Annotated in this window: 9 protein-coding genes; 2 read left to right on the forward strand and 7 right to left on the reverse strand. The window is 75.6% G+C overall.

What is annotated here, in order from left to right:
- Positions 1–123: 123 nt before the first annotated feature.
- From J3P29_RS17750 to J3P29_RS17760, 3 genes are all read right to left on the reverse strand, one after another.
- On the reverse strand, positions 124–1779 hold the full coding sequence (locus J3P29_RS17750; protein WP_210495574.1) for a hypothetical protein: 1656 nt from the start codon (positions 1777–1779) through the stop codon (positions 124–126).
- A 198-nt stretch (positions 1780–1977) separates the two neighbouring features.
- A complete protein-coding gene (locus J3P29_RS17755; RefSeq protein WP_210495576.1) occupies positions 1978–3969 on the reverse strand; it encodes a hydantoinase B/oxoprolinase family protein in 1992 nt (663 codons plus the stop codon).
- Positions 3969–6026: a hydantoinase/oxoprolinase family protein gene (locus J3P29_RS17760; RefSeq protein WP_210495577.1), complete on the reverse strand. Its 2058-nt coding sequence runs from the start codon at positions 6024–6026 to the stop codon at positions 3969–3971. The genes J3P29_RS17755 and J3P29_RS17760 overlap by 1 nt, the downstream gene beginning before the upstream one ends.
- Positions 6027–6202: 176 nt before the next feature.
- Between J3P29_RS17760 and J3P29_RS17765 the strand changes: the two genes are divergently transcribed.
- Together J3P29_RS17765 and J3P29_RS17770 are read left to right on the forward strand one after the other, a co-directional pair.
- A complete protein-coding gene (locus J3P29_RS17765; RefSeq protein ID WP_210495579.1) occupies positions 6203–7762 on the forward strand; it encodes a helix-turn-helix domain-containing protein in 1560 nt (519 codons plus the stop codon).
- 82 nt (positions 7763–7844) lie between these two features.
- A complete protein-coding gene (locus J3P29_RS17770; protein WP_210495580.1) occupies positions 7845–8147 on the forward strand; it encodes a hypothetical protein in 303 nt (100 codons plus the stop codon).
- A gap of 7 nt (positions 8148–8154) precedes the next feature.
- Here the strand turns inward: J3P29_RS17770 and J3P29_RS17775 are convergent, their stop codons facing one another.
- From J3P29_RS17775 to nirB, 4 genes are all read right to left on the reverse strand, one after another.
- The gene (locus J3P29_RS17775; protein ID WP_210495582.1) at positions 8155–8637 is read right to left on the reverse strand and encodes an SRPBCC domain-containing protein; all 483 of its coding nucleotides are present in this window, start codon (positions 8635–8637) and stop codon (positions 8155–8157) included.
- Between the two features lie 128 nt (positions 8638–8765).
- On the reverse strand, positions 8766–12470 hold the full coding sequence (locus J3P29_RS17780; RefSeq protein ID WP_210495584.1) for a nitrate reductase: 3705 nt from the start codon (positions 12468–12470) through the stop codon (positions 8766–8768).
- Positions 12467–12883 carry a Rieske 2Fe-2S domain-containing protein gene (locus J3P29_RS17785; protein ID WP_210495585.1) on the reverse strand — a complete coding sequence of 139 codons (417 nt, stop codon included), beginning with the start codon at positions 12881–12883 and terminating at the stop codon, positions 12467–12469. Before J3P29_RS17785 ends, J3P29_RS17780 begins: the two co-directional genes overlap by 4 nt.
- Positions 12876–15464: a nitrite reductase large subunit NirB gene (gene nirB / locus J3P29_RS17790; RefSeq protein ID WP_210495587.1), complete on the reverse strand. Its 2589-nt coding sequence runs from the start codon at positions 15462–15464 to the stop codon at positions 12876–12878. The genes J3P29_RS17785 and nirB overlap by 8 nt, the downstream gene beginning before the upstream one ends.
- Positions 15465–15486: the final 22 nt, after the last annotated feature.

The raw sequence follows: 15486 nt of genomic DNA on the forward strand, positions 1-15486 counted from the left end.
GCGGCGGCCGGCGGGCCCTCGGCCCCGCGGGCGTCGGACGTCGGGCTCCGGGACGACGGTGGCCGCATCGCGCGAAGCGTTCCATCCGGGGGCGCGCCGCCGCGTCGCGGCCCCGGAAGGGCGTCAGCCGGCGGGGACGGCGTCCGGCGCGGCGGGCGGGCCGACCGCCGCGTCCCGGGCCGCCTGCCGGGCCTGGGCGTGGAAGCCCTCGCTCGTCGCGCAGGACGCGCACACCGCGTCGTGCGGCGCGACGGGGCGGCGGTCCATCTCGCGCGCCAGGTACGAGCGGTCGCAGTCCGCGCAGTGCACCCGGTCCTCCCACGGGTCGTCGACCTCGTCGGTCGGGTCGAGCGGCCGGGCCATCGCGAACCACGAGGGACGGGCGGCGACGGTCAGCGCCGCGTACGCGCCGGCGGCCAGGACGAACGTCAGCGGCAGGCCGATCAGCTCCCACGTCTGCGACCCCGGCGTGTCGGCGATCTTCAGCACCAGGCCGACGACCGTCGCCAGCCCCCACGCGCCGACGCCGGCCGGGTTGATCCGTGGCACGCGCCCGGGCCGGAACTCGACGCGGTCCAGCGGCACCCCGGTGCGGCGCAGGTACCAGACGTGCGCCAGCGCGACGCCGACCCACGAGACGATCGCGATGCCCTGGTAGGCCAGCGCGTCGTTCACGTAGCCGAAGACGTTCGTGAGCATGAGCGCGTAGCCGATGACGCACGCGACGAGCACCCACAGCGTGCGCGGCAGCGACACGCCGGTCACCCGCGCGACGAAGCTCTGCAGGTTGGTCGACGCGACGTACAGGTTGACCGTGTTGATGCGCATCTGGGTCAGCACGATGAGCAGCAGGCCGAGCACGCCGGTCAGCCCGACGATCCGCACCGGCAGGGCGCTCTCCTGGCCCGCCAGGTCCTCCAGGCCGATGCCGAACGTCGAGACCAGCAGGATGCCGATCAGGCCGTTCACGCCGAACGTCAGCGCGTAGTACAGCCAGCCGAACGTCACGTTGCGGTGGAAGCGCTCGTCCGCCGGCCGCGCCAGGCGGGCGAAGTCCATCGTGTAGAGCATGAGCACCCACACGCCCATGTAGGCGACGAACGCCTGCAGCCACGGCAGCGTCGTGCCGGGCGCGGCCTGCGACCCGGGCAGGAACCCGTGGTAGCCGTCCGAGACGAGCGCCCAGACGATGACCGCGACCATCGCCACGGCGTAGAACGGCAGCATCAGGCCGTTGATGCGGTCGAGCCGCGCCCGGATGCCCTTCCACACGAGCGGGGCGGTCGAGAAGACGACGATCGCGTACCAGAGCTTCAGCGGCCCGCCGAAGAAGCTCTGCGCCGCGACGGCGACGACTGCGCCCTCGAAGACGACGTAGTAGATCGCCGTGGCGGCCAGGATCAGCGTGGGGATCGCGGCGCCGACGAAGCCGAAGATCGACCGCGAGAACAGGGCGACGGTCAGGCCGCTGCGCGACGCGGTCCGCAGGAGCACGGCGTTGACGGCGGTGTAGGCGACGATCGTCAGGCCGATGCCGATCAGCGCGTTGACGGTGCCGTACGCCAGCGCGATGAACGCGGCGAAGTACACGTAGAAGAACGCCGTCATCACGCCGTACCACGCCATGGTGAGCTTGCCGCGCTCCAGGCGCCAGGAGCGCGGGACGACGTGGAGGGAGTAGTCCTCCGTCGCGGCCTCCTCGACGACGCGGGGGTCGTCGTGGCGCTGGACGCGCAGCGGGGCGACGGTGGGGGTGCGGGGTGGGGCTGACGTGCCCATGGGGACTCCTCGGGATGGGGTGGACCGGCCCGCCCGGACGGGCAGGGGCCGGCGGACGTCCGGCGGGACGACGACGCGGGAGGACGGGGCCCGGCGGCACGCGGCGCCGGGCGGCGAAGGGGATCGGGGCCGCGGGGCCCCGGCGGCCGGCGCGGCGGGGACGGACGCGATCCGTCCGCCGCGCCGGCCGCCCGGGGCTCACGGGGTCGGCCACTGCTCGGCGGTGCGGCGGCGCAGCAGCGCGCGGAACTGCTCGGTGGTGCGCGGCAGCAGCTCGCCGGTGCCCCAGTCGAGGATCACGCCGTGGCGGCGCACGAGGTCCATGACGTCGAGCTCGCCGTTGCGGAAGCGCGTGGCGACCTCCTCGGGGTCCTCGTCGATCCAGCCGGCGCGCTCGATCCGCATCGCGGCGCGGGCGGCCTCGGTCGCCTCGGCGTCGACCTCGTACTCCGCGAGCTCCTCGTCGACCACGCGGATCACCACGCCGTAGTCGCGCTCGGCGCGGCGCACGGTGACGTAGCCGTCGGCGACGTCCTCGCACACGGCGTCCGGGTCGCGCTGCAGCGGGTCGCCCAGGCCGCCGCCGCCGGCGGAGGGCCGCTCGAAGCGGTCGCCGCGCTGGACGTCGACGCCCGAGAAGTTGGCGCCCAGGTAGCGCTCGCGGTCCGTGCCGCGGTTGAGCCACACGCCGTGCGGGATCGACGGCATGCCGCCGCCGATGCCCCAGGTGACCGCGCGGCCGCGGTCGCAGCAGTAGCTCATCACCGTGTGCTCGACGTCGGTGAGCGTGCCGCCCTTGCGCACGCCGCAGCCGCCGCGGTGCAGGCCGGGCCCGCCCGAGTCGGGGATGATCTCGTGCGCCGACGTCAGCACCGGCGTCAGGCGCTCCTGGCCCTCGAGCGGCTGGACCGCCAGGCCGACGCCGAAGACGGGCGACGTCGCGTTCTGGCCGTCCTTGCCGTGGCGTCCGCCCCAGCCGCCGGCCATCCAGTCGTACCACATGAAGAACGGCCGGTCGTCGCGTCGCGCGTCGCGGCCGCCGACGAGCAGGTACTCCAGGTTGAAGCAGCACGCCAGGGCCCGCTCGGGCATGAGCTGCGACCACAGCTCGAAGCCGGCCGACATGATCTTCTCGTAGGCGCCCGAGACGCAGCCGGTCACCGCGTTCGGCCAGCCGGCGTTGACGACGGTGCCCTCGGGGCCCACGTCGACCTTGACCGCGCGGTAGAAGCCCGAGTTGAGCGGGATGTCGGGCATGAACGTCTTCGCCGACGCGATCGCGCCGGAGAACGCGACGCCGAAGCCCGAGTTGAGGAAGCTGGCGATCGCCGGGTCCGAGCCCGAGAGGTCGTAGCGGATCTCGTCGCCCTCGATCGCCATCTTCAGGCGGATCGCGACCAGGCCCTCCTCCGACGCGGGGTCCAGGTCGATGTGGTCCTCGGTCTCCCACGTGCCGTCCGGCAGCTCGGCGATGCGGGCGCGGGTCAGGCGCTCGACGTAGTCCTGCACGGCGCCGAACGCCGCGACGACCGTGCGGGCGCCGTACTTGTCGACGAGCCGGAAGACCTCCTGCTCGGCCACGCGGGTGGCCTCGATCTGGGCGTGCGCGTCGCCGACGATGTCGCCCGGCGCGCGGGTGTTGTGCGCGATGACGGCGATGACGTCGCGGCGGACCACGCCGCGGTCGACGATCCGCACCGGCGGCAGGCGCACGCCCTCGCCGAAGTGGTCCGTCGCCGAGACGTCGAACGATCCGGGGACGGAGCCGCCCATGTCGGCCCAGTGGCCGTTGGCCTGCGCCATCGCGACGAGCTCGCCGTCGGCGAAGATCGGCCGGATCACCGAGACGTCCGAGAAGTGCGTGCCGCCGCGGTAGGGGTCGTTGACGGCGAAGACGTCGCCCTCGTGGATGTCGCCGGCGAAGTCCTCCAGGACCGCCTTCGCCTTCAGGTGCAGGGTGCCGACGTGGACGGCGATGTCCTGGCTGCCCTGCATGATCGTGTTGCCCTCGGCGTCGCACAGCGCGCACGAGAAGTCGCGCGAGTAGATGACGAAGGAGTGGCACGTGCGGAGGATCTGCTCCGCCATCTCGTCGACGAGCGTGACGAACGAGTTCTTCAGGACCTCGAACGTGACGGGATCGAGCGCCGCGGCGTCGTCCGTGACGGCGGGGCCGGTGGCGGGGGTCATCAGCTCACCTCGGTGATGTGCATGCGGATGTTGCGCCACTCGTCGATCTCGACGAGGACGCCGGGCGGGACGAGCGTGGTGCTGTCCAGCTGGTCGATGACGGCGGGGCCCACGAACTGCAGGCCCGACGGCAGGTCGTCGCGGCGGAAGACCGGCGTGCGCTGCGGGGCGCTCTGCCCGTCGAACCAGACGTCGCGCTCGACGACGGGCTCGGGCAGCGCGGCGTCGGCGCGCTCCTCCTCGCGCGGCAGCCGGACGCGCTCGGTCTCGCCGATCGCGGTCAGCTGCAGGCGGTAGAGCTCGACCGGCGCGTCGTCGCGGCGGTACGAGAACTCGCGCTCGTGCTCGCGGTGGAACTGCTCGACCGCCGGGCCCAGGTCGGTCAGCGGCGCCTCGACGGCGACGTCCATCGAGCGCCACTGGCCCAGGTACCGCATCGCGATCGAGCGCTCCAGGCGGATCTTGTCGGCGGGGACGTTCTCGGCCTCGAGCATCGCGCGGCCCTCGGCCTCGAGCTCGGCGAACGCGGCCTCGATGTCGGCGGGCTCCGCGTCGCCGGCGGCGGCCAGGAACATCGTGGAGAGGTCGTGGCGGATGTCGACCATCAGGCAGCCGAGCGCCGACCACGCGCCGGGCCGCGGCGGCACGACGACGGTCGGGATCGACAGCTCCTTGGCGAGCGCGGCGCCGTGCAGCGCGCCGGCGCCGCCGAAGACGACGAGGGCGAACTCGCGGGGGTCGTAGCCGCGCTGCAGCGAGATCAGGCGGACCGCGTCGGCCATGTTGGCGTTGGCCACCTGCAGCATCGCGCTGGCGGCCTCGGGGACGGACAGGCCGAGCGGCTCGGCGATGCGCGTGCGGATCGCCTCCTCGGCGGGCGCCGGGTCGAGCGTCATCTCGCCGCCGGCCAGCTGGGCGCCCAGGCGGCCCAGGACGACGTTGGCGTCGGTGTTCGTCGGCTCCGTCCCGCCCTGGCCGTAGGCCGCGGGGCCGGGGACCGAGCCGGCGGACTGCGGCCCGTTGCGCAGCGACCCGGCGGCGTCGATCGTGCCGAGCGAGCCGCCGCCGGCGCCGATCGTCAGCACCTCGATCGACGGGAAGCAGATGGGGTAGCCGTACTCGACGAACCACTCGTTCGTCGTGCGCAGCTGACCGTCGTGGACGAGCGAGATGTCCGTGCTCGTGCCGCCCATGTCCAGGCCGATGGCGTTGGGGTAGCCGCAGAGCGCCGCGGTGTGCTGGCACGCGACCGCGCCGGCCGCGATGCCCGACGCCGCCAGGCGCACGGACAGCTTCTGCACCGCCTCGGGCGTCATCACCCCGCCGCCGGAGTGCAGGATCAGCAGGTCGCCGTCGTAGCCGTCGTCCTTCAGGCTCTCGCCCAGGCGGTTGACGTAGCCCGAGACGAGCGGCGAGAGGACGGCGTTGGCGACCGTCGTGGAGAACCGCTCGTGCTCGAACAGCTCGGGCAGCACGCCGCTCGACGTCGAGACCGACACGTCCGGCAGGACCTCCTGCAGGATGGCCGCCATCCGCTCCTCGTGCTCGGGGTTGGCGTAGGCGTTGATGAAGCAGACCGCGACCGACTCGACGCCGCGGCGGCCCAGGATGCGCGCCACCTCGCGGGCGCCCTCCTCGTCGAACGCCTCGACGACGTTGCCCTCGCAGTCGATCCGCTCGGCGACCTCGAAGCGGTCGCGCCGGCGCACGTACGGCTCGGCGTTGTCCTTGTAGGCGTCCCACAGGTCGTCGCGGGTGCCGCGGCGGATCTCGATGACGTCGCGGAAGCCCTTCGTCGTCACCATCGCCGCGCGCGGCAGGCGGCGGGTGATGAGGGCGTTCGTGGCGACCGTCGTGCCGTGGCAGAAGAGCGCCACGCGCTCCAGGTCGACGCCCGCGTGGGCGACGCCGGCCAGCACGCCGTCGATCGGGTCGGGGGTGGAGGGGACCTTCGCGACCTCGAGCGCGCCCGTGGTCTGGTCCAGCACGCAGACGTCGGTGAACGTGCCGCCGACGTCGACGGCCACCACCGTCCTGCTGTCCTTCTCGCTGCTCATCGTGCCCTTTCCTGTCGGGAGCGGGGGGCTCCGGTGGCCCGCAGTGTTCTCCCGCCGGCCTCTGGAGGACGCACGAACCGTTCGTGGGCTGCACGACGTCCGGCGGGTGGACCCGCGACGGCCGAGGGGGGAGACTGCCCCGCGACCGTCCGCCGCCCGGCGGACCGCCTCCGCCCGTGATCACCCTCGCCGACCTCCTCGCCCGCCGCGAGCTCGGACTTCGCCTGCTGAGCGACGGCGCCGACCCGGTGGCCGTGCGCATCGGCAGCGCCGAGGTGTGCGACCTGCCGGATCCGCGGCCGTGGCTGGAGGACGGCGGGATGCTGCTGACGACGGGCGTCGCGATCGGTCCGGGCGCCCACGTGCAGCGGCTGCTGGTCGAGCGGGCGTTCGAGGCGCGCGCCGCGGCGATCGGGTTCGCGGTCGGGCTGGTGCACCACGCGGTGCCGAGGGGCGTGGTCGAGGCGTGCGCCGCGCTCGGCGTGCCGCTCGTCGCCGTGCCCGCGGCGACGCCGTTCCGGCTGCTCGTCGACGCGGTGGCCGAGCAGGCCGCGCCGCACGAGCTGCAGGTGGCCCAGCGCGCGCTCGCGATCCAGAGCCACCTGATGGAGGCGCTCTCGGCGCCCGAGCCCGAGGCCGAGGTGCTGCGGCGCCTGGGCTCGCTCCTGACCGGCACGGCGCTGATCGCGGACGAGGCCGGGACGGTGTCCGGGGCGCCCGACGCCGCGCTGCCGGACGAGCTGTGGGGGCCGCTGCGCGGCGGCAAGGGCGTCGGCCTGCACCACGTGCGGGGGCGGCGCTACGTCACCGCGCCCGTCAGCGACCGCCTGGGCGCGCGGCGCTGGCTCGTCGTCGTCGGCGCGGGCGAGGCGCTGCCCGACCACCTGGCGCGCCAGGCGCTGCTGGCGGCCGAGCGGCTGGTGCGCCTGATCGAGCGGGCGCGGCCGCCGCGGCCCGTCGAGGCGCGCGAGGTGCGCGCCGAGCTGGCCGAGGAGCTGCTGGGCTGGCGGCTGCCGACGGGCGGGCGGCGGCACGTCGCGCACCGCGCCGCGGCGCTCGGGCTGTCGGTCGGCGACCCGCTGCAGGTGGGGATCGTGCGGCCGCGCCGCGCCCGCGAGGCGGCGCCCGAGGCGCGGGCCCAGGCGCTCGCCCGGGTGCGGGCCGAGCTCGAGGTGCACCTGACCGGCGCCGGCGTGCCGTTCGTCCTGACCGAGCGCGACTGCGACCTGATCCTTGTGGCGCCCGCGGGCCTGGACGCGGTGCTCGAGGCGCCGCTGCACGAGCTGGCGTCGGCCGGCGGGCCGCTCGACGGCGGCGTCGGACGGACGACGACGGCGGTCGAGGAGCTGCCGCGCTCGTACCAGGACGCCCGCTTCGCGCTGCAGCAGCTCGCGACGTCGCCCCGCCCCGACGGCCGCTCCCACGTGCTCGCGCACGACGACCTGGACCTGGTCACGACGCTCGTCTGCGACGCGGATCCGGCACTGTTCGGGCCCCGCCGCGACGCGGTGGTCGCAGCGCTCGGCGGCCCGCCGCTCGAGGAGACGCTGCGCGTGTTCCTGGAGCGCAACCTCGACGTGACCCGCACCGCGCAGGCGCTGCACCTGCACCCCAACTCGCTCCGCTACCGGCTGACGCGGATCGAGGAGCGGCTGGGCCGCTCGCTGCGCGACCCCGCGACCATCGCGCTGCTGCACGTGGCGTTCCGCTTCGGCTGGGCGTTCCGCGACGGGTAGGACGCGTCCGCGGACATCTCCCGCGGGTTCGCCGCCGGAGTGGGTACGAGCCCGGCGAAGCGTCCACCACCAGGGAGGCACCATGGAGCGGTACCAGGGCTACGCGACGAAGCGCTACGGCACGACGTTCGCGGGCCACGACGTCGAGCTGGAGTTCGACAAGAAGCTGATCGTGCTCAACCGCGCGACCCTGCGCGTGGACGGCGAGGTCGTCGACCGCGGCCAGCTGGTCCTCGGCGAGGACGACCTGCGGACGACGACCGCCGACGGCACGGAGATCGTCGTGCGGATCGGCTCCGGCCTGGTCGGCGAGCTCGTCCGCGCCCAGCTGCGCGGCCCCGACAGCACGTGGATCGACCTGGAGGAGCGCGAGCCGCGGGAGTAGGCCCCCGCTACGGCGCGGCGTAGACGTCCTTCAGCCCCGGGTAGTAGTCGTCCCAGGCGTCGGTGGGCTGGGTGAAGTCGACCTCGGCGGCCAGGCGGTCCAGGTAGTAGTGCCAGCCGGGGCCGATCGTGGTCGGGTCGTCGCCGTCGTTCAGGGGCTGCGAGAGGACGAGCCGGGTGCCGTCGCCCTCGGGCGTCAGCGTCACGTCGAGGCGCCAGCTCGCCATGCCCACCACGAGGCGGTGCGGCGCCTCGCACGCGTGCACGGTGACGGTCGACGCCGGCTCGCCCTCCTCGGCGGTCATCGTCAGCTCGACGGACCCCGTGGCGGGGTCGCCGGTCCACGGACCGATCCAGTGGACGGTGCGGCTCGTCTCGGTCAGGGCGCTCCACACCTGCGCGACGGGGCGGGCGAAGACGCGGACGAACTCCAGCCGCAGCCCGCCCTCCTCGGCGAGGGTGCGGCCCGGGGGCGTGGTGACGGCGGTCATGGCGGTCTCGGTGGGTGGGAGTCGGGGCCCGCGCGGCGCGGCGGGACGGTGCAGGTGTAGCACCGCGGGAGGCGGACGTGGGCCCGGCGCGGCGGTCGGGGCCGCGCCGCGGGCGGACCGTCGGTCCCTCACCCGGCGGGCACCTCGGCCGCCACCCGTCCGCGCTCCAGCAGCGCCTGCACCCGGCTGGCGCAGCCGCCGCAGCCGCCCGACGCCCCGGTGGCGTCGCGGACGGCGCGCAGGGTGTCGCAGCCGTCGGCGACGGCGCCGCGGATCGTCCCGGCCGTGACCTGGTGGCACGAGCAGACGAGCTGGGCGTCGGGCACCGGGCGGGGCGCCGCCTCGCCGCCGACGACCGCGTCGAGCAGCTCGTCGGGCACGGGGGCCCCGCCCACGCCCGCCGGGCCGCCCGCCGTCAGCTCGGTCAGCTCGGGCGCGAGCGCCAGGTCGCCGAGCAGCGCGGCGCCGGCCAGCCGCCCGTCCCGCAGCGCCAGCCGGCGGTAGACGCCGCGGCGGGTGTCGACCGCGATGACCTCGTCGACGTCGTCCTCGTCCGTGTCGACCCAGGGGTGTCCGCACGCGAACAGGTCGACGTCGACGACCTTCAGGGTGGTGGCGAGCGGGCTGCCCTGGTACCCGGCGGGGACGCCCGCGATGGCGGCGCCGGCGGTGCGGGCCTGCGCGGCGATCGGCGGCCACAGCCCGTAGACCACGCCGCGGTGCTGCGCGCACTCGCCGACCGCCCACACGTCGGGGGCGCTCGTGCGCAGCTCGTCGTCCACCGTGATCGCGTGCGCGCACGCCAGGCCGGAGCGCTTGGCCACGCGGATCTCGGGCCGGATGCCCGTGGCGACGACGACCAGGTCGCTCGCCAGCTCGTCGCCGTCGGCGAAGCGCACGCCGGACACGGCCGCGCCGCCGACGATCCGGTCGGTCTGCTGCGCGAGCAGCAGCTGGATCCCCAGCTCGCGGATGCGCCGCTCGAGCAGACGCGCGGCGCCGCGGTCCAGCTGGCGGTCCATCAGCCGGTCGCCCAGGTGGACGATCGTGACGCTGGCGCCGTGCTCGGCCAGGCCCGCCGCGGCCTCCAGGCCCAGCAGGCCGCCGCCGATGACGGTGGCCATCGCCCCGGGCCGCACCGCGGCGTTCAGCGCCGCGGCGTCCGCGCGGGTGCGGAACGGCAGCACGCCCGGCAGGTCCAGGCCCAGGATCGGCGGCATCGCGGGCTGCGAGCCCGTGCACAGCACCGCCCGGTCGTACGGCACCCGCTCGCCGCTCTCCAGGACCACCTCCTTCGCCGCGGTGTCGAGGCGGTGCACCCAGGCGCCCAGCCGCAGGGCCACGTCGTGCGCGGCGTACCACTCGGCGGGCCGCAGGTCGACGTCGTCGTCGGCGGCGCCGGGACGGACCAGGTGCGAGATCCGCACCCGGTCGTACGGCGGGGCGTCCTCGCCCGCCAGGATCGTCGTGTCCCAGTGCGCCGAGCCGCGGTGGGCGAACACCGCCTCCAGCACCGCGACCGACGCCATCCCGCCGCCGACGACCACGAGTCGTTCGCGCCGGCGCCGCCCGGCCGCCGGGGCCGGGGCGGCGGCCGGGGCCACCAGCGCCTCCACCCGCACGGCGATCGCCTTCAGCTCGGGCTGGCGCGAGACGGGATCGGTCGCGTCGTGGCTGACCGCGTTGAGCTGCCCGGCACCGGCGGGCGCGTGCAGCAGCCCCCAGTGGAACGGCGCGAACGCGACGCCGGGTCGGATCCGGGCGGCCCCGTCGTCGCCGGCCGCCGTCCGGGCGCGCACGAGCACGCTGCCGCGGCGCGAGACGATCCGCACCCGCTCGCCGTCCGCCACCCCGGCGCGGGCCGCGTCGTCCGGGTGCAGCTCGACGAACGGCTCGGGGTCCGCGGCGAGCAGCTCGGGCGCCCGGCCCGTGCGGGTCATCGTGTGCCACTGCCCGCCGGTGCGGCCGGTGGTGAGGATCAGGGGATGGTCGTCGTCCGGCGCCTCGGCGATCCCGTCCGTGCGCAGCCGGCCCAGCCGCGCGCGGCCCGTCGGGGTGGGGAAGCAGCCGTCGGGGTGCAGCCGCGCGCTGTGCGTCGCGCGGTCGATCCCCGCCGGCGCCTCGGTCCCGGCGGCGCGGGCCTCGGCGGCCAGCAACGGATCGCGGGCGTCGGCCTCGCGGCGCGCGTCGTCCTGCGTGTAGGGCCAGCGGACGCTGCCGCCGGCGGCCAGCCGCGCGTGCGTGATCCCCGTCTGGTCGCACGTGCGGCCCGCGGTCAGGCCGACGAGCTCGGCGTGGACCGCGGCCGCGTCGGGCCAGGCGAAGTGCTCCTCCCAGCCCAGCGCCGCCGCGAGCTTCGCCACGATGCGCCAGTCGGGCAGGGCCTCGCCCGGCGGCGGCAGCGCCGGGCGCATCAGGGTGACGCGGCGCTCCGAGCTGGTCGTGGTGCCCGCCTTCTCCGGCCACGCGGCGGCCGGCAGGACCAGGTGCGCGAGCGCCGTCGTCTCCGTCGGGTGGTAGGCGTCCTGGACCACGACGAGCTCGGCGCGCCGCAGCGCCGCGGCCACCTTCGCGGAGTCCGGCAGCGAGACCGCGGGGTTCGTGGCGACGACCCAGACGGCCTTGACGGTGCCGTCGTGCAGCGCGTCGACCAGGTCGGTCGCGACGAGTCCGGGGCGCTCGCTGATCCCCGCGGCGGTCGGGGGCAGCCGCCAGTAGGTGTTCACGGCCTCGCGGTCCGCGGCCGAGCGCGCGTCGCGGTAGCCGGGGAGCATGCCGGCCAGCCCGCCCACCTCGCGCCCGCCCATCGCGTTCGGCTGACCGGTGAGCGAGAGCGGGCCGGTGCCGGGCCGGCCGATCTGGCCCGTCGCCAGGCACAGGGCGTGCAGCGCGCGGTTCTTGTCGGTGCCGACCGTCGACTGGTTGGCGCCCATCGTCCAGCAGGTCATGGCGGCGCCGGCGGTGGCGAACCGGCGTGCGGCGTCGACGAGCAGCGCCTCGTCCACGCCGGCGACCCGCGCGGCGCGCTCCGGCGGCCACTCCCGCACCTGCGTGCGCAGCGCGTCCCAGCCCTCGACGTGCGCGTCCAGGTAGGCGTCGTCCGTCAGCCCGTCGCGGTCGATGACGTGCAGCATCCCCAGCAGCAGCGGGACGTCGGCGCCGGGCAGCACGGGCAGGTGCAGGTCGGCCTCGGCCGCGGTGGGCGTGCGCCGCGGGTCGACGACGATGACCTGGCAGCCGGGACGGTCCGTGCGCGCCTGCGCCGCGCGGATCCGCTGCCACACGATCGGGTGGCACGCCGCGGCGTTCGAGCCGAGCAGCAGGACGCAGTCGGCCTGGTCCAGGTCGTCGTAGCTCGGCAGCGGCCCGTCCGTGCCGAAGGTCGCCTTGTAGCCGGCGACGGCCGAGCTCATGCACAGGCGCGAGTTGGAGTCGACGGTGTTCGTCCCGAGGAAGCCCTTCGCGAGCTTGTTGACGACGTAGTAGTCCTCCGTCAGCAGCTGGCCCGAGACGTAGAACGCGACCGCCTCGGGCCCGTGCTCGGCGACGATGGCGCGCAGACGCTCCGCCGCCCACCCGATCCCCTCGTCCCACGTGACGTCGCGCCACGGGCCGTCCGGACGGTCGCGGCGCCGGGGGACGGTCGCGCGGTCGCGGGCGTGCACGGCCGCCGGCAGCGCGAGCGGCTTGGCGCACGTGCGGCCCCGGTTGACGGGGTGCTCCGGATCGCCCTCCACGCGCACGAGCCGGCCGTCGGCGACCGTGGCCCGCAGGCCGCAGCCGACGCCGCAGTACGGGCAGCCGGTGCGGACGGTGCGCTCGGCCCCGCTCACGCGCGCGCCGCCGCCGTCGCGCGCCGGGCCGCGGGGGCGCCGGCGGCAGGGTGGCCGTCGCAGGCGCCGGCCAGGCGGACCCACAGCCGGCCGTCCCGCTCGACGACGTGGTGCAGCGGCATCGCGGCGTCCTGCCCCGCGACCCGTCCGGTGCGCAGGTTCAGCCGCCAGTTGTGCAGCGGGCAGGTGACGCAGTCGTCGGCGACGATGCCGTCGGACAGCGGACCGCCCCGGTGCGGGCACGCGGCGTCGGTGGCGGCGAACCCGTCGGGCAGCCGGAACACGGCGACGCGGCGCCCGTCGACGGTGGCCCGCCGGCCCTCGAGCGGCGGCACGTCGGCGGCGGCGCCGACGTCGGCGAAGCCCTCGGCGCGCAGCGCGTCGGCGGTGGCGGGGACGGCGAGATCAGGCATCGGTGGCCTTCCGGGTGGGGGCGCCGAGCACCCGCTGGATCGACAGCACGCCGCCGGGGCCGCCGGCGCGCTCGCCCTCGACCGCGGCGACCGCGGGCGGGGCGCCGCCGGGCGGCGGGCCGATCGGCGTGGCCTCGGAGTCCAGCTCGGCGAACTGCCGCGGCACGGCGGGCGCGCGGCGCTCGCGCCACGGGTCCGGGTCGCACGCGGCCTTGGCGATGCGGAAGCGCTCGCGCAGCCGGTCGGGCTCGCCGGACGCCTCGTCCAGCACGGCGGCCTTGATCGTCTCCAGGCCGACGCGGTCGACGAACGGCGCGGTGCGCTCCAGGTACTCGCCGTGCTCGCGGTAGTACTGCAGGAAGACGATCGCGACGTCGAGCGCGCGGTCCTTCGTGTCGACGCGCGCGAGCAGCTGCGTCTGCCGGACGGTGCCGGCGCCCGAGCCGCCGACCGAGACCTCCCAGCCGCCCTCGATCGCGACGAGGCCGATGTCCTTGATGAGCGACTCGGCGCAGTTGCGCGGGCAGCCGGACACGGCGAGCTTGACCTTGTGGGGCGTGTAGAGGCCCTCGATCATCTGCTCCAGCTCGATCCCCGCGTTCATGGAGTCGCCCAGGCCGAAGCGGCAGAACTCGGCGCCGACGCAGGTCTTCACGGTGCGGACCGACTTCGCGTAGGCGTAGCCCGACGGCATGTCGAGGGCCTCCCAGACCGCCGGCAGGTCCTCCTTCCTGATCCCCAGCAGGTCGATGCGCTGGCCGCCCGTGACCTTCACGCACGGCACGTCGAAGCGCTCGGCGACGTCGGCGATGCGGCGCAGCTCGGACGGGGTCGTGACGCCGCCGCGCATCCGCGGGACGACGGAGAACGTGCCGTCCTTCTGGATGTTGCCGTGCACGCGGTCGTTGATGAAGCGGGCGTGGCGCTCCTCGCGGTGGCGGTTGTCGTTCAGCTCGGAGACGAGGTACGCCAGGCCCGGCTTGCAGGCCCCACACTCGCGCCCCGCGCCGCACGCGGCCGAGAGCTCCGACACGGAGGTGACGCCCTGCTCGCGGGCGACGGCCGCCAGGTCCTCGCGGGTCTGCCTGCGGCACGGGCACAGGTACGTGGCCTCGTCGACCTGGCCGCCGCGGACGACCTTCAGGATCTCGGTCACCGTCGGCTTGCAGGATCCGCAGCCCGCCCCCGCGCGGGTGGTGGCGACGACCTCCTGGGTGGATCCCAGGTCGTGCTCCTGGATCGCGCGGACGATCTCGCCCTTGCAGACGCCGTTGCAGTTGCAGACCTGTGCGGCGTCGGGCAGGTCGGCGGGGGAGGCCTGCGACGCCTCGGCCAGCAGCGCGAGCGGGTCGTCCGTCGCGCGGCCGGTCCGCACGCCGTCGAGCAGCAGCTCGTGGCCGCGCACGTCGCCGACGAGGATCGCGCCGGTCACCACGCCGTCCCGGACGACGAGCTTGCGGTAGACCCCGGCCGCCGGGTCGCTCGTGGCCACCGACGTGGGCGGGGCGGGGTCGCCGGGGCGCGCCACGGCGTCGCCGATCGAGACGACGTCGACCCCGAGCACCTTGAGCTTCGCCGACAGGATCGAGCCGTCGTAGCGGGCGCCGGCGGGCAGCTCGCCGTCCTCGACGTCCATCGTGGCGCCCGCGGCGTCCAGGCGCAGCAGCGTCTCGGCGGCCACCTCGGCCTGCTCGTGGATCGGCGCGACGATGCCGTAGACCTGGCCGCGGTGCTCGGCGCACTCGCCGACGGCCAGCGCCCGCGGGTGCGAGGCGACCATCGCGTCGTCGACGACGATCCCGCGCTCGCACGTCAGGCCGGCGGCGGACGCCAGCGCGGTGCGGGCGCGGATGCCGATCGAGACGACGACCAGGCCGCAGGCCAGCTCCTCGCCATCGGCGAAGCGCAGGCCTTCCGCCCGGTCGGTCCCCAGGATCGCGGCGGTCTGCCGCTCCAGCAGGACGGTCACGCCCAGGCCGGCCAGCGCGGGCTCGAGCAGCGCGGCGGCGGGGTCGTCGAGCTGGCGCTCCATCAGGCGGTCCATCAGGTGCACGACGGTGGCGGGGGCGCCCTGCGTGGCCACCCCGTAGGCGGCCTCGAGCCCGAGCAGGCCGCCGCCGATGACCGCCACCTCGGTCCCGACCGCGGCGGCGTCGCGGATGGCCTGGCAGTCCTCGGGGCCGCGGAACGGGATCACGCCCGGCAGGTCGATCCCGGGCAGCGGCGGCATGAGCGGCTCGGACCCGGTGCAGAGGACCACGCGGCCGAAGACGACGGCGATCCCCGACGCCAGCCGGGCGCGGCCGCCGTCCAGGTCGAGGGCCTCCACGGCGTCGCCGACGAACAGGTCGACGCGGTGGTCCGCGTACCAGTCGTCGGGCCGCAGCTGCAGCGCCTCCGGGTCCTTGCCGTCGACGAGCAGGTGGGACAGGGACACGCGGTCGAACGGCAGCCGCGGCTCCTCGCAGACGAGGGCGATCGACAGGTCGGCGGTGCGCGCGCGGAGCGCCTCGCACACCGCCTGGCCGGCGATGCCGCCGCCGACGACCAGGACGTCGGTGCGGTGGATGGGAAGGGTCATGGGGTCGTCTCTCGGGTCGCGA

The organism is Patulibacter sp. SYSU D01012, from assembly GCF_017916475.1.
In the GTDB taxonomy this organism is placed as follows: Bacteria; Actinomycetota; Thermoleophilia; order Solirubrobacterales; family Solirubrobacteraceae; genus Patulibacter.